Source organism: Serratia sp. LS-1 (genome assembly GCF_003719595.1).
GTDB lineage: Bacteria > Pseudomonadota > Gammaproteobacteria > Enterobacterales > Enterobacteriaceae > Serratia > Serratia ureilytica.
In genome coordinates this window covers 2858001-2871978 of record NZ_CP033504.1, presented here as the reverse complement: position 1 = coordinate 2871978, position 13978 = coordinate 2858001, and the positions used below count along the sequence as shown (strand labels likewise).

The following is a 13978-nucleotide window of genomic DNA, read 5'->3' as shown; positions in this document are numbered from 1 at the left end:
GCTAGGTCAAACTTTAGATCTTGCAGGCGCCGCTTTCGCAGTCGTCATCGCCGGCCTTGGCAGGCTGCAAATCTTCCTGGGCGTCTTCCGCACCGTCGCGGGTGTTTTGGTAGTACAGCGTTTTCACGCCGAACTTGTAGGTGGTGAGCAGGTCTTTCAACAGCTGCTTCATCGGCACCTTGCCGCCCGGGAAGCGGGTCGGATCGTAGTTGGTGTTGGCCGAAATCGACTGGTCGATGAATTTCTGCATCAGCCCCACCAGCTGCAGATAGCCGTCGTTGCTCGGCATTTCCCACAGCAGCTCGTAGTTGTCTTTCAGACGCTCATACTCCGGCACCACCTGGCGCAGGATGCCGTCTTTCGACGCCTTGATGCTGATGTGGCCGCGCGGCGGCTCGATGCCGTTGGTGGCGTTGGAAATCTGCGAAGAGGTTTCCGACGGCATCAGGGCGGACAGCGTCGAGTTGCGCAGACCGGTTTCCTGGATCTCTTTACGCAGGGTTTCCCAGTCGTAGTGCAGCGGCTCGCTGCAGATCGCATCCAGGTCTTTCTTGTAGGTGTCGATCGGCAGGATGCCCTGCGAATAGGTGGTTTCGTTGAACCACGGGCAAGCGCCTTGTTCCTGCGCCAGACGGTTGGAGGCTTTCAGCAGGTAGTACTGAATGGCTTCGAACGTCTTGTGGGTCAGGTTGTTGGCGCTGCCGTCGGAGTAGCGCACGCCGTTCTTCGCCAGATAATAGGCGAAGTTGATGACGCCGATGCCCAGGGTGCGGCGACCCATTGCGCCACGGTGCGCGGCCTTGATCGGATAATCCTGATAATCCAGCAGGGCGTCCAGCGAACGTACCGCCAGGGTCGCCAGCTCTTCCAGATCGTCCAGGCTGTCGATCGCGCCCAGGTTGAAGGCGGACAGGGTGCACAGCGCGATCTCGCCGTTTTCGTCGTTGACGTCTTCCAGCGGCTTGGTCGGCAGTGCGATTTCCAGACACAGGTTGGACTGGCGCACCGGCGCGATCTGCGGATCGAACGGGCTGTGGGTGTTGCAGTGGTCGACGTTCTGGATATAGATACGGCCGGTAGAGGCGCGTTCTTGCATCATCAGCGAGAACAGCTCAACCGCTTTCACGCGCTTCTGGCGAATGCTGTCGTCTTTCTCGTACTGGGTGTACAGGCGCTCGAATTCGTCCTGATCGGCGAAGAACGCGTCATACAACCCCGGCACGTCGGACGGGCTGAACAGGGTGATGTCTTCGCCTTTGATCAGGCGCTGGTACATCAGACGGTTCAACTGCACGCCGTAGTCCATGTGGCGCACGCGGTTGCCTTCAACGCCGCGGTTGTTTTTCAGCACCAGCAGGCTTTCCACTTCCAGGTGCCACATCGGGTAGAACAGCGTTGCCGCGCCACCGCGCACGCCGCCCTGTGAGCAGGATTTGACGGCGGTCTGGAAGTGTTTGTAGAACGGGATGCAGCCGGTATGGAAGGCTTCACCGCCACGGATCGGGCTGCCCAGCGCGCGGATGCGGCCGGCGTTGATGCCGATGCCGGCGCGTTGCGAAACGTATTTCACAATGGCGCTGGAGGTAGCGTTGATGGAGTCCAGACTGTCGCCGCACTCGATCAGCACGCAGGAGCTGAACTGGCGGGTTGGGGTGCGCACGCCGGACATGATCGGCGTAGGCAGCGAAATCTTGAAGGTGGAAATCGCGTCGTAGAAACGTTTGACGTAGTCCAGACGAGTTTCACGCGGGTAGTTGGAGAACAGGCAAGCGGACACCAGCATGTACAGGAACTGGGCGCTTTCGTAGATCTCGCCGCTGACGCGGTTCTGCACCAGATACTTGCCTTCCAGCTGCTTGACGGCGGCATAAGAGAAGTTCATGTCGCGCCAGTGATCGATAAAGGAGTCCATCTGCTCGAACTCTTCAGCGCTGTAGTCTTCCAGCAGATGTTTATCGTATTTGCCCATCTCGACCATGCGGGTCACGTGAGCGTGCAGCTTCGGCGGTTCGAACTGGCCGTAAGCCTTTTTACGCAGGTGGAAGATCGCCAGGCGAGCGGCCAGGTACTGATAGTCCGGCGCATCGCGGGAGATCAGATCGGCAGCGGCTTTGATGATGGTTTCGTGAATGTCGGCGGTTTTGATGCCGTCATAAAACTGAATGTGGGAACGCAACTCTACTTGAGAAACCGAGACGTTGTGCAATCCTTCTGCGGCCCAATCGATGACCCGGTGGATTTTGTCGAGGTTGATGCGCTCTTTACGGCCATCGCGTTTAGTTACAAGCAGACTTTGGTTCATGTGGTGTTTTACCTGTCCGTATGGTGCCCCTAAGCAGAAGTGTAGTCGCTCTGCTCAGTATGTAAACACTATATATAGGGGTTGTATGTCGGTGAGGTAACAAGATAGTGAGAAAAAACGGCGTTTGCAAGTGAACAAAACCGGCCTAATTTGTGGATAACTTGGGGGTGAAATGTAACTTGCCGTTCGCAGTGCGCGCCGTGACTGGCGCGACAAGCTTGTCAATAAGCGAGATCAGATTTTACTGAAAAACTGAAAAAACCGATCGTTTGGCGTTTTATTAAACGTTAGAAAAAAACGGCATATTGATCTGATTTAATATTCTAAAAAACTGTCTACAACCACGATTTTGATCGAAGTCGCGGAAATTAGGTATTTTTCCTAACAGCGCGTTGGCGCCGAACCCCGATAACGCAGGGCCGGCGCGGTTTACAGCGCTCAGCCTTCGTGCTGGGTGTGCACCATGTAGTTCACGTCAACGTTGCGCCCAAGCTTGAAATGATCGGTGATCGGGTTGTAATGCAGGCCGATCATGTGCTTTTCGCGCAGCGGCGTGCCGTCGACCCAGCCGATCAGTTCGGAAGGGCGAATAAACTTCTTATGATCGTGGGTGCCCTGCGGCACCATCTTCAGCACGTACTCCGCGCCGATCACCGCCATCAGCCAGGCTTTGGTGTTGCGGTTGATGGTGGAAAAGAACACGTGGCCGCCCGGTTTCACCAGTTGGGCGCAGGCGCGCACCACCGAGGCCGGATCGGGCACGTGCTCCAGCATTTCCATGCAGGTGACCACGTCGTAGCGCTGCGGGTTGGCCTGAGCGTGGCTTTCCACCGTCTCCTGCACGTAAGTCACGTTCACGCCGCTTTCCAGCGCGTGCAGCCGGGCGACCTGCAGCGGCTCCCCGCCCATGTCCAGGCCGGTCACTTCGGCGCCTTCGCGCGCCATGCTTTCCGCCAGAATGCCGCCGCCGCAGCCCACGTCGAGCACCTGCTTGTCAAAAATGCCGCCGGCGCGCTGCATGATGTAGTTCAGGCGCAGCGGGTTGATGCGGTGCAGCGGTTTGAACTCGCCTTCCAGATCCCACCAGCGGGAGGCGACGGCCTCGAACTTGGCGATTTCCTGGTGGTCAACGTTTTGCACTCGGCTGGATGATTCTGCGTTCATGGGCTTGTCTGGCTCCTTGTTCTCGTTGCGCGGATTATACATGTTCCGGCGCGGCATCGTCTGCGTCGATGCGTTTTTAGCGCACTAATCTGTACAATTTCCGTGAAACAGCGGCGGTTATTTTCCCGTAAAGCGTGCTTTGTGATATAGTTTTACACCTTTGCCACTATGGCAGCGGGCAGATGAATCATTAGTAGAGGGATAGCAGCTCCATGAGCGACCTTGCCAGAGAAATCACACCGGTAAACATCGAAGACGAGTTGAAAAACTCGTATCTGGACTACGCGATGTCCGTTATTGTCGGACGTGCGCTGCCAGATGTTCGTGATGGACTGAAGCCGGTTCACCGCCGCGTTCTTTACGCGATGAGTGTATTGGGTAACGACTGGAATAAACCATACAAGAAATCGGCCCGTGTCGTCGGGGACGTGATCGGTAAATATCACCCGCACGGTGACAGCGCGGTTTACGACACTATCGTGCGTATGGCTCAGCCGTTTTCACTGCGCTACATGCTGGTGGACGGTCAGGGTAACTTCGGTTCCGTCGACGGCGACTCCGCCGCGGCGATGCGTTATACCGAAGTGCGCATGTCCAAGATTGCTCACGAACTGTTGGCGGATCTGGAAAAAGAAACCGTCGACTTCGTGCCTAACTATGATGGCACCGAGCAGATCCCGGCCGTTATGCCGACCAAGATCCCGAACCTGCTGGTCAACGGCTCGTCGGGCATCGCCGTGGGCATGGCCACCAATATTCCGCCGCACAACCTGGCTGAAGTCGTCAACGGCTGCCTGGCCTATATCGATGATGAAAACATCAGCATCGAAGGGCTGATGGAACACATCCCGGGGCCGGACTTCCCGACGGCGGCGATCATCAACGGCCGTCGCGGCATTGAAGAGGCCTACCGCACCGGGCGCGGCAAAGTCTACCTGCGCGCGCGCGCGGAAGTGGAAGCCGACGCCAAAACCGGCCGCGAAACCATCATCGTTCACGAGATCCCGTATCAGGTGAACAAGGCGCGTCTGATCGAAAAGATCGCCGAGCTGGTGAAAGAAAAACGCGTAGAAGGCATCAGCGCGCTGCGTGACGAGTCCGATAAAGACGGCATGCGCATCGTGATCGAAGTCAAACGCGACGCGGTCGGCGAAGTGGTGCTGAACAACCTGTATGCGCTGACGCAGCTGCAGGTCACCTTCGGCATCAACATGGTCGCGCTGCATCAGGGGCAGCCTAAGCTGCTGAACCTGAAAGATATCCTCGAAGCCTTCGTGCGCCACCGCCGCGAAGTGGTCACCCGCCGCACCATCTTCGAACTGCGCAAGGCCCGTGACCGCGCCCATATCCTGGAAGCGCTGGCTATCGCGCTCGCCAACATCGATCCGATCATCGAGCTGATTCGCCGTGCGCCGACGCCGGCGGAAGCGAAAGTCGCGCTGGTGGCTCAGCCGTGGGATCTGGGCAACGTCAGCGCCATGCTGGAACGCGCCGGTGACGACGCCGCTCGCCCTGAGTGGCTGGAGCCGGAGTTCGGCATCCGCGAGGGCAAGTACTACCTGACCGAGCAGCAGGCTCAGGCGATTCTGGATCTGCGTCTGCAGAAACTGACCGGCCTGGAGCACGAAAAGCTGCTGGACGAATATAAAGAGCTGCTCAACTTCATCGCCGAACTGATCTTTATTCTGGAAAGCCCAGAACGCCTGATGGAAGTGATCCGCGAAGAGCTGGTGGCGGTCAAAGAGCTGTACAACGACGGTCGTCGCACCGAGATCACCGCCAATACTTCCGACATCAACATCGAAGACCTGATCAACCAGGAAGATGTTGTGGTGACTCTGTCTCACCAGGGCTACGTGAAGTATCAGCCGCTGTCCGACTATGAAGCGCAGCGCCGCGGCGGCAAAGGCAAGTCCGCCGCGCGCATTAAAGAAGAAGACTTTATCGATCGCCTGCTGGTGGCCAACACCCACGATACGATCCTGTGCTTCTCCAGCCGTGGCCGCCTGTACTGGATGAAGGTGTATCAACTGCCTGAAGCCAGCCGTGGCGCGCGCGGCCGCCCAATCGTCAACCTGTTGCCGCTGGAAGCCGATGAGCGTATCACCGCCATTCTGCCGGTGCGCGAGTATGAAGAAGGGCGTCACGTGTTCATGGCCACCGCCAGCGGTACCGTGAAGAAAACCGCGCTGACCGAGTTCAGCCGTCCGCGCAGCGCCGGCATTATCGCCGTCAACCTCAACGAGGGCGACGAGCTGATCGGCGTCGATCTGACCGATGGCACCAACGAAGTGATGCTGTTCTCCGCCAACGGTAAAGTGGTGCGCTTCCCGGAAACGCAGGTGCGTTCGATGGGCCGCACCGCGACCGGCGTGCGTGGCATCAACCTCGGCGAAGGCGACAGCGTGATTTCGCTGATCGTGCCGCGCGGCGAGGGCGACATTCTGACCGTCACGCAAAACGGCTTCGGTAAACGTACTGCAGTCACCGAGTACCCGACCAAGTCACGCGCCACCCAGGGGGTTATCTCCATCAAGGTGAGCGAGCGTAATGGCCAGGTGGTCGGCGCCGTGCAGGTGGAAACCAGCGACCAGATCATGATGATCACCGATGCTGGCACGCTGGTGCGTACCCGCGTTTCGGAAGTCAGCGTGGTCGGTCGTAACACCCAGGGCGTGACGCTGATCCGTACGGCGGAAGACGAAAACGTCGTCGGTCTGCAGCGCGTGGCCGAGCCGGTGGAAGACGAAGAGCTGGACAGCCTGGAACCGGGCGCGGAAGCGGTGGAAGAAGACACTACGCCGCTGGACGATGGCGACGACGCGGCTGAGCCGATGGACGACGACAACGTTTAAGCAAGGTGAGGGCGTCGGCATGCCGACACCGTAATGCACTGAGACAAAAGGGCCTGGCAGCGATGCTAGGCCCTTTTTCAGTTATATGGTTTAATTGGCGCACCGAGCCGCCGGCCGCTGCGCCGGCGACAACGCGCGCCGCCACTGACTTTCGTATGGTATCCGATTGAAATATTTAGCCTCTTTTCGAACTACGCTGAAGATATCCCGCTATCTGTTCCGGGTGCTGGCGATTTTGCTGTGGTCGTTGGGAGCGCTGCTCACCACCTTTTATATTCTGAATATCCTGCATCAGAAAGAATCGGACATCCGCCAGGAGTACAACCTCAATTTCGATCAGGCGCAGGGCTATATTCGCCATTCCGCCGACATCATACGCGACATCAAGTACATGGCGGAAAACCGCCTCAACGGTTCGGTCAGCGGCCTGGACATGTTCAGCGGCGTGATCCCCGGCAAGGGCAGCCCACCGCAATTCTATCCGCTGTATCCAGAGTCTAATTGCGCCCTGAGCGCCACTTACCGCAGTTCACTCGATTCGCTGAGCGGCCTGATCCAGTATTGGAAAGAGAACTTCGTGGCGGCCTACGATCTCAACCGGGTGTTCTTTATCGGCGGCGACAGCCTGTGTCTGGCGGAATTCGGCGGCGGCAACGCGGTCGCCAACCGGGAAAACATGCTGAAGCTGCTGCACGAGCGCATTCTGAAATACCGCAACGCCAAGAATCTGGACAAAGACAACAACCTGTATTGGATTAGCCCCAGCGCGCAGCGGCCTGACATCGGTTATCTGTATGTGCTGACGCCTCTCTATATCGGCAACAAGCTGGAGGCGCTGCTGGGCATCGAGCAAACCGTCCGGCTGGAAGATTTCGTCACCGCCGGCAACCTGCCGATCGGTGTCACGCTGCTGGATGAAAACAACGATCCGATACTGCGCCTGGCGGATGGCGATCGCTATGCCGCTGCGCTCAACAGCTACCCCGAAGAGCATGCTTACTTCGGTTATGTCGACAACTACCGCGATCTGATCCTGAAAAAAGCGCTGCCGCCTTCATCGCTGAGCATCGTTTATGCGCTGCCGGTGAAAAGCGTGGTGGAACGCTTCAAAATGCTGATCCTCAATGCGCTGTTGCTGAACCTGTTGTCGGCTATCGTGCTGTTCACGCTGGCGTGGCTGTTTGAGCGCAAAATGTTCCTGCCGGCGGAGGACAATGCCTTCCGGCTGGAAGAACACGAACAGTTCAACCGCAAGATCGTCGCCTCGGCGCCGGTGGGCATCTGTATCCTGCGCATCAGCGATGGCACCAATATTCTGAGTAACGAACTGGCGCACAACTACATCAACCTGTTGACCCACGAAGATCGCGATCGCATTACGCGCATCATCTGCGAACAGCAGGCGAACTTCGTCGATGTGATGACCAGCAACAACAATAATCTGCAGATCAGCTTTGTCCATTCGCGTTACCGCAACGAAGAGGTGGCGATCTGCGTGCTGGTGGACGTCAGCGCGCGCGTGAAAATGGAAGAGTCGCTGCAGGAGATGGCGGCGGCGGCGGAGCAGGCCAGCCAGTCTAAATCGATGTTCCTGGCCACCGTCAGCCATGAGCTGCGCACGCCGCTGTACGGCATTATCGGCAACCTCGATCTGCTGCAGACCAAGGCGTTACCGCCAGGGGTCGATCGGCTGGTCAATGCGATGAACAACTCTTCCGGGCTGCTGCTTAAAATCATCAGCGATATTCTCGACTTCTCCAAAATCGAGTCCGAGCAGCTGAAGATTGAACCGCGTGAGTTCTCCTGCCTGGAGGTGATCACCCATATCGCCGGCAACTATTTGCCGTTGGTGGTGAAGAAACGTTTGGGGCTGTACTGCTTTATCGAGCAAAACGTGCCGGAGCGTATCTTCGGCGATCCGGTGCGGCTGCAGCAGGTGCTGTCCAACCTGGTGAACAACGCCATCAAGTTCACCGATACCGGCTGCATCGTGCTGCAGGTCTGCACCCGCGGCAGCTACCTGGAATTCAGCGTGCGCGATACCGGCGTCGGTATTCCGGAGAAGGAGATCTCACGCCTGTTCGATCCGTTCTTCCAGGTGGGCACCGGCGTGCAGCGCCACTTCCAGGGCACCGGTTTGGGGCTGGCGATCTGCGAGAAATTGGTCAACCTGATGGACGGCGACGTCTCCGTCGAGTCCGAACCGGGGCTGGGCAGCTTGTTCAGCATTCGCATTCCATTGTTTAACGCCCAGTTCCCGATCCCGCAGGCCAGCGATACCTGGCAGGGCCGGCGGCTGTGGCTGGATATCCGCAATCAGCGGCTGGAAAGCTACCTGATGGCGATTCTGGGCGGCTACGGCGCCGATATCCAGCGCTATGACGGGCAGGAGACCGCCGCCGACGAAGTGATGCTCAGCGACTATCCGCTGATGCTGAACACGCCGCTGTTGGCTCAGATCCAGTTCTCGACCGAACATATCGGCCCGTCGCTGGAAACCCGGCCAGGCTATTGGATGCACAGCACCTCTACGCCGCGTGAAACGCTGACCTTGATCAACCGATTGTTCGGCGTCGGCAACGGCGCGGCAGAGGCGCTGGTGCAGCTGCCGGTGCCAGCCAAGGCCAGCGCGGCGGACAACGGCGATATTCATCTGCTGGTGGTCGACGATCATCCGATCAACCGTCGTCTGCTTTCCGATCAGCTGGGGTCGCTGGGGTATCAGGTGGTGACCGCCAACGACGGCGTAGACGCGCTCGCCGTACTGAAACAGCACCACGTCGATATTGTGTTGACCGACGTCAATATGCCGAACATGGACGGCTATCGCCTGACGCAGGCGCTGCGGGAGATGCAGTTCAGCGCGCCGGTGATCGGCGTGACGGCGAACGCGTTGGCGGAGGAGAAGCAGCGCTGTCTCGAGGCGGGCATGGATAATTGCCTGTCGAAACCGGTTACGCTGGAGACGCTGGAGCAGACATTGGCTTATTACAGCCAGCAGGTACGCTACAACCGCAGCGAGGCCTGAAAAGCAAACAGGCACGGCGGATGCCGTGCCTGTTTGGCGTTAACCTGCCGTGAGGCGGGCTTTAGTCTTTGTCCAACGGCGTCATGCTGACGGACGAGAGGTAGTTGAGCAGGGCGATGTCGTTTTCGACGCCCAGCTTCATCATCGCCGATTTCTTCTGGCTGCTGATGGTTTTGATGCTGCGGTTGAGTTTCTTGGCGATTTCGGTCACCAGGAAACCTTCGGCGAACAGACGCAGCACTTCGCTCTCTTTCGGCGACAGGCGTTTGTCGCCATAGCCGCTGGCGCTGATTTTCTCCAGCAGTTTGGAGACGCTTTCCGGCGTGAACTTCTTGCCTTTCTGCAGGGCGGCCAGCGCCTTCGGCAGATCGGTCGGCGCGCCTTGTTTCAGCACGATGCCTTCGATATCCAGATCCAATACCGCGCTCAGGATCGCCGGGTTGTTGTTCATGGTCAGCACGATGATCGACAACTGCGGATAATGACGCTTGATGTACTTAATCAGCGTGATGCCGTCGCCATACTTGTCACCCGGCATCGACAGATCGGTGATCAGCACGTTGGCATCCAGCTTGGACAGATTGTTGATCAGTGCGGTTGAGTCTTCGAACTCCCCAACGACATTCACCCATTCAATTTGCTCAAGTGACTTCCGGATGCCAAACAGTACGATAGGATGGTCATCAGCAATAATTACGTTCAGGTTATTCATGTTGTTGGCTACCTTGCTTCAGCAGTCTGCTGACGAAAAAATCAATCTGACTGATGTTATTCTCGATCTCGGGCGCATCACCTTCTGCGATGCGCTGTTCTAACGATTCGCACAGCTGCTTGCCGGGAAGCAGATTTAACATGGCAAACACGCCTTTCAGGCGGTGTGCGGTTTGTGACAGCGCATTGAAATCACTGCTGCCCGCCTCAGTATACAGTTTTTTGACATCATCGGGTACTGTATCGACAAACAGCCCATAGTAATCACTTGATTTCAATTGTTTTTCATAGAGTTGGATATCTTCTGAGCTCAATGAAAGCGGACTTTCTTCCTGCTCCAGCGCGGCCATTTGCTGTTCGATCAGCATCAGCACGGCGTCGATTAATGCGCCGTTCAGGTTATAGTTCACCCGAATGTAGCGTTTATCCAGCGCTTGCCAACCCGGTTCATCGGTCGCCAGCAACAGCGTGTAATCATCGGCTCGCTGCGGGTTATCGGTCAGCAGCACGTCATAATCGCGGTTGACCGCGCGATCTTCGGCGACGAGGCAGTCGGCGCCGTAAGCCTGCAACAGGCGGGTCACGATGCCGCGCACTTCATCTGACGTGATGTCCAGCAGGGCGGTGACGCCGTCGAGCAGCTTTTCCTGTTCCTGCGGCTCTTTTCTCTCCATCTCCATGGCGACGCGAATGGTATAGCGAGTGCCGATATCCACTTTGCTGCGAATGTCCAACTGGCCGTTAAGCTTCTTGCACAGCTGATTGCACAGGAAGAAAGTGAGGCCGGAACCGTGGTTGAAGCGGTCCACCAGCGTCTGGCTGAGGAACGGGTAATTGAGATTGCTGATCTCTTCGTTGGAGATGCCGGAGCCGGTGTCGTTGATTTGGAAAATCAGGCGATCCGGGTGTTCGGGCTCATGGTCGATGACCAGAGAAATCTTACCGCAGGCGGTGGTGATAATGGCGTAATGCACCAGCAGTGAGATCACTTTGCGCAGCGCGTTGGCGTCGCCGATATAGTTCTGTTCGACGTCCAGCTGGAAATGCTTGAACAGCGCCAGCCCCTTTTGATTGAGAGCGGGCAGGGCTTCCAGCAGCAACTCGTCGATCATCGCCGCCGGGTTGAACGGCTCGCGCGTCGGTTGCCAGTCCTGGGTTTCCAGCCGCGTCAGCAGAGTGATGTTATCGATCAATCCCAGCACCGATGACGACGCCGCCGTCAGTTGGCCCAGCAGCGCCTGCTGTTGTTCCTCATCCGGCTGGTTGCGCAGGCTGTCGACCAGATCGTGCATCTGGCGCACCGGCTGATTCAGTTCGATGCCCAGGTTGTGCAACATCAGTTTGCGCGCCTGCACGTTCTTGTCGTATTCACGCCGTGCCTGCTGCAGCCGCTTGTTCACCATGACCTCTTTATCTTGATCGTGCATCAGGAACAGGTAGGTATCCGGCGATAGCTGGCTGCGGAAAATGCGGATTTCATACACCTCGTTGTTGACCGTTGCCTGAATGACGCCGTGATGCTGTTCGGCCATATGGGCGATTTTTTGCAGGCTGAGGTGCGGCAGCAGGTGCTCGGCGATTTTGTTGCTGGCGATCACCGCATTGTTGGCGAAGCTGTAAACCAGCAGGCCGGAGGGCAGGCTGGAGACGATTTCCTGATTCAGCGCGCGCTCGGCCTCCAGCTCAACCGCCATGTTTTCGCTCGGGCGGATGTACTGGCGGCGGATAAAGTAGATGCTCAGCATCGAGAGCGCCAACAGCAGCAGATTGACCGCGATCAGCCAGATGTTGTTGCGCAGCAGATCGATGGCCAGATTAATGGCCGAAACGCGATACACCACCTTCAACGGCGCATTGGGCAGGGCGGCGCTGAACTCCACCCAGCCGCCGCTCATCGCCGCCTGGGCGCCGAGGGCGGTTTCCGCCGGGATGGCGCTGTCGTCGAGCTCGACATCGTCCGGCTGCAGCAGGAAATTGGCGCGGGCCAGGTTGGCCGGAATGATGTCGTTGATCGGCAAGTCGAAGGCGATCACCGTCGCCAGATGCCCCGGCTGATTAAAGGTGGTGCGAATCGAGAATGAATAGGCGTTCTGGAAGCGCTGTTTGCGCAGATCGGAAAAGCTCTCGCGTTCGTCGAGCATATTGGCCTGTTGCAGCATCTCGGCGCGGCGTTCGTCCGCCGAAGTGGTCAGGTAGCTTTCCCTAAAGCGCGAAGCCAGCTCTTTGAGCGGCTGAGTGGTGATCAGACTGAGGCTGTTGTCCTGACCATTGAGGTAATACATGGCGTAGCTCTCGGTCTTGGCGCCCCAACGGTTGTCCAGGTAGTCCGAGATGTTGGCGATCATCGCCAGCGTGTTCTCGTCATGGCTGCCGAAGATCACCGCGTCGGTTTTCTTGTGCGGCTTCTCGACATAGTAGACGTCGGGGCGCAGGCGAGTTTCCTGCAAACCGGGATCGACATTCTGCGCCGGCGCGTTGCCGAATTTGTCATAGACCTGATAGGTCATGTAGCGATAGGTATCGATGCGCTTTTGCAGCGAACCGGCGATGCTGTTCAGCGTGTATTTCTTTTCCGCCAGCCAGGCGTTGGTGTAGTTGTAGCCATACAGGCCGATGCCGATCGTCAGCAGCACGATAAACAGCAGGAAGCAGCGAGTGATATTGCTGGAGCTAATGGTCAGTTGTTTATTTTGCATAGTGGCTGCGCATTCCTGAATCAGCGAGTGACGGCCCTGGCGCTGGCGGTCACCGCCAACAGCAGAGCGGCTACGCAGGCGAAGGCCACCGTCAGGCTGGAAAACTGAGCGATAAAGCCGATCAGCGCCGGGCCGGCCAGAATACCGGCATAGCCGACGGTGGTAACGGACGCGATCGCCAAATTGGCCGGCATATCGCGTTGGTTGCCCGCGGCGCTGAACAGAATCGGCACGACGTTGGAAGCGCCCAGGCCAACCAGCATAAAGCCGACCAGCGAAACGGTGGCGTGATTGAAGGCGATAGCCAGGCTGAGACCGACAGCGGCGCACAGGCTGCCCAGCAGCAGCACCCGGTAGCGGCCCAGCGAGTTCACCACCCGATCGCCATTGAGGCGGCCGAGCGTCATGGTGATGGAAAACAGCGCATAGCCCAGCCCGGCCTGGCTGTGTTCGACGCCGCGCAGCGTGGTGAGGAACAGCGCGCTCCAGTCGAGCATCGAGCCTTCCGCCAGGAACATGATAAAGCACAGAATGCCGATAAACATCACCCAACCGCGCGGCAAGACGAACATCGGTCCGCCGTCGTCGTCGGCGCCGCTGTCACGCAGCAGATGGCGGCTGGCGAACGCCAGCAGCACGATCACCGCCAGCACGGTGATCAGGGTGGATTGCAGCGGCGTCAGCCCCAGCCACAGCAGCGCGCTGACGCCGCCTGCGCCGGCGATGCCGCCGATACTGAAGAAGCCGTGAAAGCCGGACATCATAGCCTTGCCGCTGTTGCGCTCGACGATCACCGCCTGCACGTTCATCGCCACGTCTATCATGCCGATCGCCGCGCCGAACAACAGCAGCGCCACGGCCATGCCGCCGAGGGAGTCCATCAGCGCCAGCAACGGCAAATCGATGCACAGCCCCAGCCCCGCCATCAGGATCACCGCGCGGCAGCCCAGTTTGCCGGTCAGGAAGCCGGTCAGCGGCATCGCCAACATGGAGCCGGCGCCGATACATAACAACAGCAGGCCGAGCGAGCCGTCATCGAGGCCGATGCGCGTTTTGGCGAAGGGCACCAGCGGCGCCCAGGCGGCCATACCGAGGCCGGCGACGAAAAAGGCCAGGCGGGTGGCGATCTGTTGAGGAACGCCGGGCGTTTGCTGTTCATTGCACAAGGTGGCTGTCATGTAAGCGTCAGGATCTTGGGTCAAAAGAGTGGCGAAAGTTACTG

The 13978-nt window shown here is 58.3% G+C and carries 7 protein-coding genes; 2 read left to right on the top strand and 5 right to left on the bottom strand.

Going from position 1 to position 13978, the window contains the following annotated elements:
* Positions 1 to 13: 13 nt before the first annotated feature.
* The gene (gene nrdA, locus EDY99_RS13760) at positions 14 to 2302 is read right to left on the bottom strand and encodes a class 1a ribonucleoside-diphosphate reductase subunit alpha (RefSeq protein ID WP_033632525.1); all 2289 of its coding nucleotides are present in this window, start codon (positions 2300 to 2302) and stop codon (positions 14 to 16) included.
* 438 nt (positions 2303 to 2740) lie between these two features.
* Complete coding sequence (ubiG, locus tag EDY99_RS13755; protein ID WP_033644327.1) at positions 2741 to 3466, bottom strand: bifunctional 2-polyprenyl-6-hydroxyphenol methylase/3-demethylubiquinol 3-O-methyltransferase UbiG; 726 nt, start codon at positions 3464 to 3466, stop codon at positions 2741 to 2743.
* Between the two features lie 212 nt (positions 3467 to 3678).
* Between ubiG and gyrA the strand changes: the two genes are divergently transcribed.
* Both gyrA and rcsC read left to right on the top strand, forming a co-directional pair.
* On the top strand, positions 3679 to 6321 hold the full coding sequence (gene gyrA, locus EDY99_RS13750) for a DNA topoisomerase (ATP-hydrolyzing) subunit A (RefSeq protein WP_123061847.1): 2643 nt from the start codon (positions 3679 to 3681) through the stop codon (positions 6319 to 6321).
* 166 nt (positions 6322 to 6487) lie between these two features.
* Positions 6488 to 9349, top strand: coding sequence for a two-component system sensor histidine kinase RcsC (rcsC, locus tag EDY99_RS13745; RefSeq protein WP_033643839.1), 2862 nt, complete (start codon positions 6488 to 6490; stop codon positions 9347 to 9349).
* Positions 9350 to 9410: 61 nt separating this feature from the next.
* On the opposite strand, the gene rcsB is transcribed toward rcsC, so the two are convergent.
* Genes rcsB through EDY99_RS13730 form a run of 3 tightly spaced genes read right to left on the bottom strand, consistent with a single transcriptional unit; the run spans position 9411 to position 13934 of the window.
* A complete protein-coding gene (gene rcsB / locus EDY99_RS13740) occupies positions 9411 to 10061 on the bottom strand; it encodes a response regulator transcription factor RcsB (RefSeq protein ID WP_004935900.1) in 651 nt (216 codons plus the stop codon).
* Positions 10054 to 12756 carry a phosphotransferase RcsD gene (gene rcsD, locus EDY99_RS13735; protein ID WP_033643838.1) on the bottom strand — a complete coding sequence of 901 codons (2703 nt, stop codon included), beginning with the start codon at positions 12754 to 12756 and terminating at the stop codon, positions 10054 to 10056. Before rcsD ends, rcsB begins: the two co-directional genes overlap by 8 nt.
* Before the next feature lie 20 nt (positions 12757 to 12776).
* Positions 12777 to 13934, bottom strand: coding sequence for an MFS transporter (locus EDY99_RS13730; protein ID WP_033643837.1), 1158 nt, complete (start codon positions 13932 to 13934; stop codon positions 12777 to 12779).
* Between the last annotated feature and the right edge of the window lie 44 nt (positions 13935 to 13978).